Below are 8,895 nucleotides of genomic sequence, written 5' to 3'. Positions count from 1 at the left end.
TTTGATTCATAAGAAGACCTCTTTTCTGGATTTGTGGTTATCTCTAGATTAAGGGTCTTCTTTCTTTTTGTCTACTTTAATTTCTTGCCCTACTATTTTACTTTCCGACAACTATTTTACACATAGACTAAAATCTCCTCCCAGTTCGGGTTTATCTTCAGTTCCTCTTTATCTGACTTGATCATGCTCCAGAATTTTAGACAAACAATTATTAAAAAAACTACATGAGACTGTTGACGAATGTATGTTCGCACGATATACTAAAGGTAACATATGTTCGGGGAGGACGATCATGAGTAAATTAGCCATCGAAACACAGCATATTGTAGATGTTTTCAGGAAAGGATACGGCGCCCTGTTTTCTACCAGTTTATCTAAAGTACAGCCACAGATGCCCAAGAGTCAGTTGGGCTTATTCCTTAAACAGTCTGTGAAAAAGCAGCAGCGTATTATCATTCAGGTCAATCCTACTACTCATTCAGATCAGATCAACGAGTATATCGGGATTCCAGTATTTTCACCTCACTCAACTCAAATCATTATAAAAACTGCATCATCACGCACGACCTACTTAATCAATGCCAAAGATATCAGGCATATCAGATTAGCAAAATAAAAAACAGCTATGAGAGATAGTCCATCCATCTCCATAGCTGTTTTACTTTATCTGCTTACCCGACTTGCAGGATTCAGTTTTCTTTCAAGCCACGCCAGGACCAGATCGGCCACAACAGCCATCAGCGCAGTTGGAATCGCACCGGCCAGGATGATAGCTCCTCCTTGAGAAGCATTGACACCTCTTTGTATGATATCTCCAAGTCCTCCCGCACCAATAAATGTTCCTATAGCCGTTACCCCGATCGCCACAACCAGAGCATTCCTTAGACCGGCCATGATCACTGATAAAGCCATAGGCAGTTCAACTTTGTAAGTCTGCTGCCAGCGGGTCATGCCCATTCCCTTCGCCGCATCCATCAGCGCATTATCTACACTCTTCACACCCGCATATGTGTTTTTAACGATTGGAAGCAGCGAATATAGAAATACTGTAATAATTACTGTATTGACTCCTATCCCAAATCCTAGCATAAGAATCGACAGCATCGCCAGTGACGGTATTGTCTGTATGACGTTAGCTGCGCCGACGACCCAGTCAGCCAGCTTACTGTGTCTGGCTATATAAAATCCCAGAGGAATGGCAACAAGAGCTGCAAACAGCACACCGTAAATCGAGATGAGAAAGTGTCTGACAAACTGATCCCATAAATAGGGTCCGTTCTGCTGTACATAGTAAATCAGCTGCTGAACGATATTCATTTGTGATAATTCATCTAATCCTTCTATATTTAACATCTTATTCCCCTCCTGCTGGTTCGAGATAAGGTTCACTGTCTTCAAAATAATTATTGGCTTCAAGAAATTCTACAGCTACAGTTGCCGGCTCGATCAGATATTCATCGGCAATAAAGTTCATTTCCTGCATCTGCTCAGTTTCAATCATTCCCTCAAGTTTCAGAAGAATACCTTCAATTAAAGGGTATTCTTCAAGCGTATCATATAAAGCTGATGGACTTGCGTCATATGGAGGGAAGAAGTTGAGGTCGTCTTCAAGAAAGACCAGATCGTAACTGGCGATACGTCCGTCCGTTGAATATCCCAGGACGATATCCATATTACCTGATTGAACCGCATCGTACACCAAACCTATTTCCATAGGATAGACGGTGTCAAAGTCAAATTCATAAGTCTCAAGAAACGCCCGGTACCCGTCTCCTTCTCTTTCCATCCAGGAATTATCGACTCCAGCAGTCAGATCTCCAGCAATGGGCTCCAGATCACTTATTGTTTCGAGTCCATGCTCTTCTGCCAGTTCACTGGTTACGAGAAAGGCATAGGTGTTTTCAAATCCATATGATGGAAAATATCTCATATTATACTGTTCTCTAAATCCTTCTGTCACAGCCTCTCTGGCTTCATCAGGGTCCGTGATCGGATCCATCCCTAATTCGCCTGTCAGCGCAGTCCCTGTGTAGCTTGCAGCAGCTACATCCGCATCACCCTGGGCTAAAGCCTGTGTAACCATAGTGGACGATCCGAGGTTCTGAATAACATCAGCATTGATGTCTGAGTAATGATTGACCATCCCCTGAACAATGTAGCCTAAAATGACCATCTCAGTAGAAGACTGAGTAGCAATGGTAATATTCCCTTCTTCGGTCAGACCTGCTCCAAGGCCAGGAAGAGAACAAGCTGTCATCATTACTGCTGCAGAACTTAAAGCAGCAAGTTTCATATTTTTCTTAAACGTCATTATTATCAGCCTTTCTCTAGTCTATGACTTGGTTTCTAGGTGTAACCTTCTTCTCTACACGACCTAATACAAAATCTACGAGTAAAGCCAGTATGGTCACAGGAATCGTTCCTCCTATGATCAGCTCAGGAATATACAGGTTCAACCCATTAAAAATGAAATCTCCAAGTCCGCCTGCTCCGATATATGAAGCAAGAGCTGCCCAGGCAATAACGTATGTCCCTGAAAGTCTGATCCCCGCCATTATAACTGGGGCTGCCTGAGGGAGCTCCACCTTTCTGACCAGCTGTGATTCGGTCATTCCCATACCTCTAGCTGCGTCAACAAGGTCCGGATTCACACCCTTCATGCCTGTATACGTATTTCTGAGGATCGGAAGCAGAGAGTAAATGAACAGTGCCATGATAGCCGGAAACTGACCGATCCCAAGAAAAGGAATCATCAGTGCCAGCAGTGCCAGTGACGGGACAGTCTGAAGTATGGATGCCAGACCGATGAAAAACGTCGCCAGCTTATCCGTCCGTGTCAGCAGGATGCCGACTGGGACAGCTACGATCACCCCTAAACCTAATGCTACTATTGATATATATAAGTGCTCCCAGATCAGTCTCATCATCTGAGCACCATAGTTGTTAAAAAAATCGATCACTTAGGTCTCCTCCTATTCTGATTCTGAAAACTGGGTCGTCTCTAGAGGAATGCTTTCCACTTCTTCGTCATCTCCCCAGATTGTATCGTAGACGATATCTACCAGTGATGCCCGTGTAACAAGACCTTCCAGTTTCCCTTCTTCGCTGACAACAGGGATGTTCTTGTATCCACGCTTGAGCATCTTGTCTGCCACACTGCTCAGTAAGGTTCCGGATTTTACGTAATAGACATGAGACATAATGTCCTGCACTGTAGAGGCTGTCTTTCTATTTTTGTTGATTGCTTCGAAATCGACCAGCCCCTGAAGGACATTATCCATATCAGTCACAAATAACGTATCTACTCTTCTGTCTCTCATGACACGAATAGCTTCTCCCAGCGTAATATCCGATGTAACTGAAATGGGTGTCTTCACCATGACCTGATCGACCGTCTGCATGGTTGAACGCTGCTGCAGTCTGTCCTCACCCAGGAAGCTCTCGACAAATTCATTTGCAGGTTCGGCTAAAATATTGTCGGGTGTGTCATACTGAATGATTTTTCCTTCTGACATGATCGCAATCTTGTCTGCTAGCTTAAGTGCTTCGTCCATATCATGAGTAACGAATACGACTGTACGGCCCATCTCTTCCTGAAGGTGCTTGACCAGTTCTTGTAAAGCATCTCGAGTGATCGGATCCAGTGCACCGAACGGTTCATCCATTAGGATAATATCCTGATTAGCGGCAAGTGCTCGGATGACACCAATTCTCTGCTGTTGTCCGCCAGAAAGTTCCTGTGGGTAACGGTCAAGAAATTCAGGACCCATATCGACTCGCTTCAGTAGACGTTCTGCGGTCTCCTGCATTTTTTCTTTTTCCCATTTTAATAATTTTGGAACCATTACAATATTTTCGTATACTGTCATGTGAGGCATAAGGCCTGTCTGCTGGATAACATATCCGATTTTTCTCCTCAGCTGAACGGCATCTTCTTTTTTTATGTCTTTTCCGTCAATAAGAATCTCTCCGGATGTCGAATCAATCATCCGATTGATCATCCTCATGGTCGTCGTTTTCCCACTCCCAGACGTTCCGATCAGAACGACAAATTCTCCTCCGTTGATGGTAAACGATACATCGTCAACGGCCTTCGTTCCATCTCCGTATACTTTTGATACATTTTTGAACTCGATCATAATCGTATCTCCTCTACGTTTATTCTGCTATGGTCTGAGTTTTAACACATAAAAAAACTGTATGAATCCACAAAAGGAATAGACCTTCTTCTCTTCACACAGACACAGACACATAACTGGATTATGTACCAGCGGTTACCTCATTCATTTTTAATGATCCTGCCTAACCTTACTGGCTAATTAGTTTCTTCAAGCAAATACATGCAATTTACCCTACATATTTTTGCAATAAAAAGGTCCTTATTCATTATTACAGAAAGCTTAAACAATTGCAAATCATACGTTTTTAAGCCAGCTTCGTTGTGATGACCCATTGTAACCGCTTGTATAATTTTGCATATAAAAAAAGCATTTTATGATTTAATCATTATAATAGGATGAGACAGCATTAATTAAGGAATAAAAAAAACACGCCTGTTCAATATGCTGGACGTACCCTAAGGATTTCCACATGCAGTGAACAGACGTGAATGATAGTTATAGTATGGGTGAAAAAAGCCGGGAAAACTGCTGTTTGAAAATTTCCCATCTGGAATAATTTTTGATCATGTCTTCTGTCAGTAAATACGATTTCTTTTCATCCTCTTCAAAAAGTCTGACCTGTTTTTTGGCGAGGTAACGATCATAAATAAATGCATTGACTTCAAAATTCAGACGGAAACTTCTTATATCAAAATTTGCAGTCCCTACTGATAAAATCTCACCGTCTATCACAATAACTTTGGAATGAAGAAATCCATTGTCGTAAATATGAACTTCTGCCCCACTCTTTACCAGTTCTTCTGCGTAGCTTAGAGTGGCACGATAAATAAATGGATGATCCGGCTTGTTAGGTATCATCACTTTCACTTTGATGCCTGACAGGATGGCTATTTTGATTGTTTCCATCAATGCTTCATCAGGAATGAAATAAGGTGTCTGGATCAAAACGGATTCTTTAGCCATACTGATCATTTTGATGAACCCTTTCTTGATGGCATGCATCTCATTGTCCGGACCACTGGAAACGATCTGCATATCTGTAGACCCTTTTAGACTTGAAAACGGGAAATAAACTTCCCCATAGTTTACTTGCTTGTCTTTAGATGATGCGTTCCAGTCCATTAAAAATCGAGTCTGCAGAGTAAGCACACCATTTCCCTCTATTCTTAGATGGGTATCTCTCCAGTAGCCCATTTTTTCGTACATACCCAGATAATCATCGCCAACGTTAAATCCTCCAGTGTAGCCGACTTTTCCGTCAACCACTACGATTTTCCGGTGATTTCTATAGTTTAGACGCAGGTTGATCAGGAAAAATTTCGAGCCGAAAAACGGTTCAGCATGGCCGCCGTATGTTCTCAGTTTGTTGAAGAAATCTTTGCCCAGTACTCGGGCACCAACCGGGTCGTACAATACTTTGACCTCAACTCCCTGTTTCGCTTTTTCTTCTAGAGCCCTCAAGAGTCTCAGACCTATATTATCCCCTCTAAAGATATAATACGTCACATGAATATGATGCTCTGCTTTCTCAATATCTCTTATGAGCTGGTCGAATTTTTCCTCTCCATCACTTATAATTCTTACTTTATTGCCTTTTGTTAAAACAGCCTGATTACTTTCCAGAAATAAACGGACCATTTCAAATGTCTTATCCTGATAATTTGATTCAGGAACATCAAGGTTCTCTGATTCGATCAGACTCTTCTGTGACTCGACCAGCTGAGGCATCCCGATGCGGTCCTGACTTCGAAGATCAAAAATAGATTCCTTTGATATTTTTCTTCCTAAAAACAGATAGATCACAAATCCGAAACCTGGCAGCATCGTAATGACCAGCAGCCAGGCCCAGATCGCTGCGATGTCCCGTTCCTTTTCTTTAAACACAGTAAATATGGCTAAAGCCGAGTTCAGAAAAATAAACCCCCAGAAAATCGTGCTTAAAATCGTCATACAGGTCTCCTTCATACACTAAGGTAATGTTATTTATCTTAGTGTACATTAGCCTGTAACCTCCTGTCCACTATCTTAAGCCGGCAACAGTTATTTCCCTTTAGGAACAAAAATCAGTGGAGACCGGTCATACAGCATCAGCAATACGATCATGGTCACTAAGGCGGTCGAGATCATACTCAGACCGTTCATGACTAGAGAAAATGTAAAGGCACTGAGTCCCCATAAAGCATAGTCTCCCCAGAATATCCAGCCGGCTATAAAGTGCCAGAAATACCGAGCGGCAGCTCCAACTAGAACAGCAGCGACGATAGTCATGTTTACCCGTTTTCCTTTCTGGTTTCTGATCCCCTCAAGAATGTCTTTGGAGTAGAATCCGGCCAGCCCAATGCTCGCATAGGTGATTGTGTATTCAATAATGACTTGATACACATTCAGCATGTATACCGATCCTGTAACAAAATGAAGGATCCCCCATAAAAAACCGGCAAATATCCCTGGCCCCAAACCTCTTCTGATAGCGTAGAAAGTCAACGGAATCATGCCTAAGGAAACACTGAATGACGACCCTATTCCTGAGGGAATCCAGGAGAGCACCATCCCAAGTGCGGCAAATAAAGTCCCTTCAAGATAGATCCTCAACTGTCTGTTCTGCATAAAAAAATCTCCTCCTCTAGTTAGTTTACTGAACTAGGGAAGGAGATTATGACATTTATGAGAGCGCGCTTGTGCCTACTCTGATCTGTCGATCTCAGTTAAGTACTCTTCCTGCGCACGTATGAACGTACAGGTTCTAAGGGTCTGAACTCACAGTTCACTCTCAGCCAATATATTGACTCCCCTAGTACAGTATCTGATATTTAATTATATACAAAATAATTATCTCGTAAAGCGTCTGTTCTGATTGACTTCCATAATTACTGGAAGAATGATCGGTCTTCTCTTCGTTTTCTTGAACAGGTGGTTATTCAGGCCTTCACGAATATCCTGTTTGATTGAACCCCAGTCAAAATCGTTATGCTTGAGATTTTTTTTGACTATACTCTTCACTATTTCCGTCGATTCATTAATCAGATCCTGACTCTCTTTTACAAATACAAATCCGCGCGTAACGATATGAGGATCAGACACGATACGCTGCTTTTTACGGTCGATTGTAACTACTGCAACGAAAATACCATCTTCTGACAACAGACGTCTGTCACGCAAGACAATGTTCCCGATATCACCGATACCTATCCCGTCGATCAGTGTATTATCTGCAGATACCTGTCCGCTTTGTGTCATTTTATTTTTAGCATAGCTAACGACGTCACCATTACTCAAAATAAAGATATTCTGATAAGGGATTCCTGTCTCATTTGCCAGGTCTGCATGGGCAGCAAGCATTCTGTATTCACCCTGAATCGGTATGAAGTAAGTCGGTCTCAGCAGGTTGATCATCAGCTGCAGATCATTAGGCGTCGCATGCCCGGACGCTTTCAGTCTGCTGGATAACTTGACTACTGTCCCACCGGCTCTATAAATCAGGTTTTCTGTCTCAGCTACCATGACTTCCATTGCTGTAGATGGGCTGGTAGCAATAAACACAAGATCCCCTTCTTTGATGTTCACCTGATCATGATTAGATGTAGCCATACGGTTGAGTGTTTTGATTGGCTCACCCGCTGATCCCGTTTCGAGAACCAGAATTTCGTCGTCATCATATTTATCGATTTTACTGATAGGTTCAATCAGATGTTCATCAGGCAGTGTCAGCTTGTCAAGATCCATGGCTGTTTCTAGAATAGCTTCCAGGTTCTTTCCAGTGATGAACACTTTTCTACCTGAACTGTGCGCCGCATTTAAAACCTGCTGAATTCTTAAAATATTGCTTGCTACTGCAGCCACGATAATCCTGCTGCTGGTATCCTGAAAGATATCAAGCACTTCTTCCTGGACTTTTTTCTCAGACACATTTTCAGTCTGACTTTCTGCGTCCCCAGAATCACTCAGCAGGGCCAGAACGCCTTCTTTACCTAAGTCTGCGATCTGAGAAAGATCTGTTCTGTACATGTCCTGAGAACTCTGATCGAACTTGAAGTTCCCGGTGTAGACAATGTTTCCTTCTTCTGTATGAACGGCGATTCCCATTGAATCTGGAATCGTATGGGTCGTACGGAAGAATTTGACTGTTGTTCCATTAAAGTCGATTTCAGTGTGTTCATCGATCACATGATAGTCATCGAAGGATGTCGACAGATTAGACTGACCCACAAACAGCTTAGCTAAAGCTATAGTCAGCTCTGAACCGAATACAGGAACATTAAATGTATCAAGGAAATAAGGCAGTGCGCCAATTGCATCTTCATGGCCATGAGTCAGAAAGACTCCGGTAATTTTGTCTTTGTTTTCTTCAAGATAACTGAAATCAGGAATGACCGCATCGATTCCGAACAGTTCATCTTCAGGATACATCAGTCCACAGTCCAAGACGAAAATATCGTCTCCAGATTCCAGTACATACAGATTTTTACCATTTTCTCTTACTCCTCCAAGAGGAATAATCTTTATATTACTCACAATCTTCCACCTCTAATACGCTTGTTACAGCATTTGATTTTATAGTTTATTTCACCTATGTACGTTCGCCCGTTATGTGCTTAACAGTTTCAGTATAGCATAGATATAGGCAAATGCCTACTTATCAGGTATACTGGTATGTGTCAAGACTTTGGCGGAAACTTTTTTTCTAGAGATGGTAACTCTTCAATTTTAATATTAAAATGGCTCATTCTGTGTGTTTCATTACCCAAACATTTTCTTCAGTTGTCCCATTGGACTT

8 protein-coding genes and 1 riboswitch are annotated in these 8,895 nt (G+C 42.1%); of the genes, 1 reads left to right on the top strand and 7 read right to left on the bottom strand.

All coding sequences use genetic code 11. The features are described 5' to 3' along the window. Positions 1-292 precede the first annotated feature (292 nt). Positions 293-616 (top strand): hypothetical protein, encoded by a 324-nt coding sequence (locus tag ACYQ2O_RS08600; protein WP_091264989.1) that lies wholly within the window; start codon positions 293-295, stop codon positions 614-616. Positions 617-663: 47 nt separating this feature from the next. Here ACYQ2O_RS08600 and ACYQ2O_RS08595 read toward each other — a convergent pair whose 3' ends face one another. The 7 genes from ACYQ2O_RS08595 to ACYQ2O_RS08565 form a co-directional block, all read right to left on the bottom strand. Continuing rightward, complete coding sequence (locus ACYQ2O_RS08595; RefSeq protein WP_346024375.1) at positions 664-1,353, bottom strand: ABC transporter permease; 690 nt, start codon at positions 1,351-1,353, stop codon at positions 664-666. A gap of 1 nt (position 1,354) precedes the next feature. Further along, positions 1,355-2,311 carry an osmoprotectant ABC transporter substrate-binding protein gene (locus tag ACYQ2O_RS08590; RefSeq protein ID WP_346024376.1) on the bottom strand — a complete coding sequence of 319 codons (957 nt, stop codon included), beginning with the start codon at positions 2,309-2,311 and terminating at the stop codon, positions 1,355-1,357. A gap of 16 nt (positions 2,312-2,327) precedes the next feature. After that, positions 2,328-2,927 carry an ABC transporter permease gene (locus tag ACYQ2O_RS08585; protein ID WP_428830603.1) on the bottom strand — a complete coding sequence of 200 codons (600 nt, stop codon included), beginning with the start codon at positions 2,925-2,927 and terminating at the stop codon, positions 2,328-2,330. A 45-nt stretch (positions 2,928-2,972) separates the two neighbouring features. Then, complete coding sequence (locus tag ACYQ2O_RS08580) at positions 2,973-4,139, bottom strand: betaine/proline/choline family ABC transporter ATP-binding protein (RefSeq protein WP_346024378.1); 1,167 nt, start codon at positions 4,137-4,139, stop codon at positions 2,973-2,975. A 477-nt stretch (positions 4,140-4,616) separates the two neighbouring features. After that, a complete protein-coding gene (gene cls, locus ACYQ2O_RS08575; protein WP_346024379.1) occupies positions 4,617-6,071 on the bottom strand; it encodes a cardiolipin synthase in 1,455 nt (484 codons plus the stop codon). Between the two features lie 90 nt (positions 6,072-6,161). Then, a complete protein-coding gene (thiT, locus tag ACYQ2O_RS08570) occupies positions 6,162-6,728 on the bottom strand; it encodes an energy-coupled thiamine transporter ThiT (protein ID WP_346024380.1) in 567 nt (188 codons plus the stop codon). A 90-nt stretch (positions 6,729-6,818) separates the two neighbouring features. Continuing rightward, positions 6,819-6,924, bottom strand: a riboswitch (TPP riboswitch). A gap of 26 nt (positions 6,925-6,950) precedes the next feature. Further along, positions 6,951-8,633, bottom strand: coding sequence for a ribonuclease J (locus ACYQ2O_RS08565; protein ID WP_346024381.1), 1,683 nt, complete (start codon positions 8,631-8,633; stop codon positions 6,951-6,953). Positions 8,634-8,895: the final 262 nt, after the last annotated feature.

It is taken from the genome of Alkalibacterium sp. m-11 (genome assembly GCF_054658155.1).
This window is presented reverse-complemented; position numbering and strand designations above follow the sequence as displayed.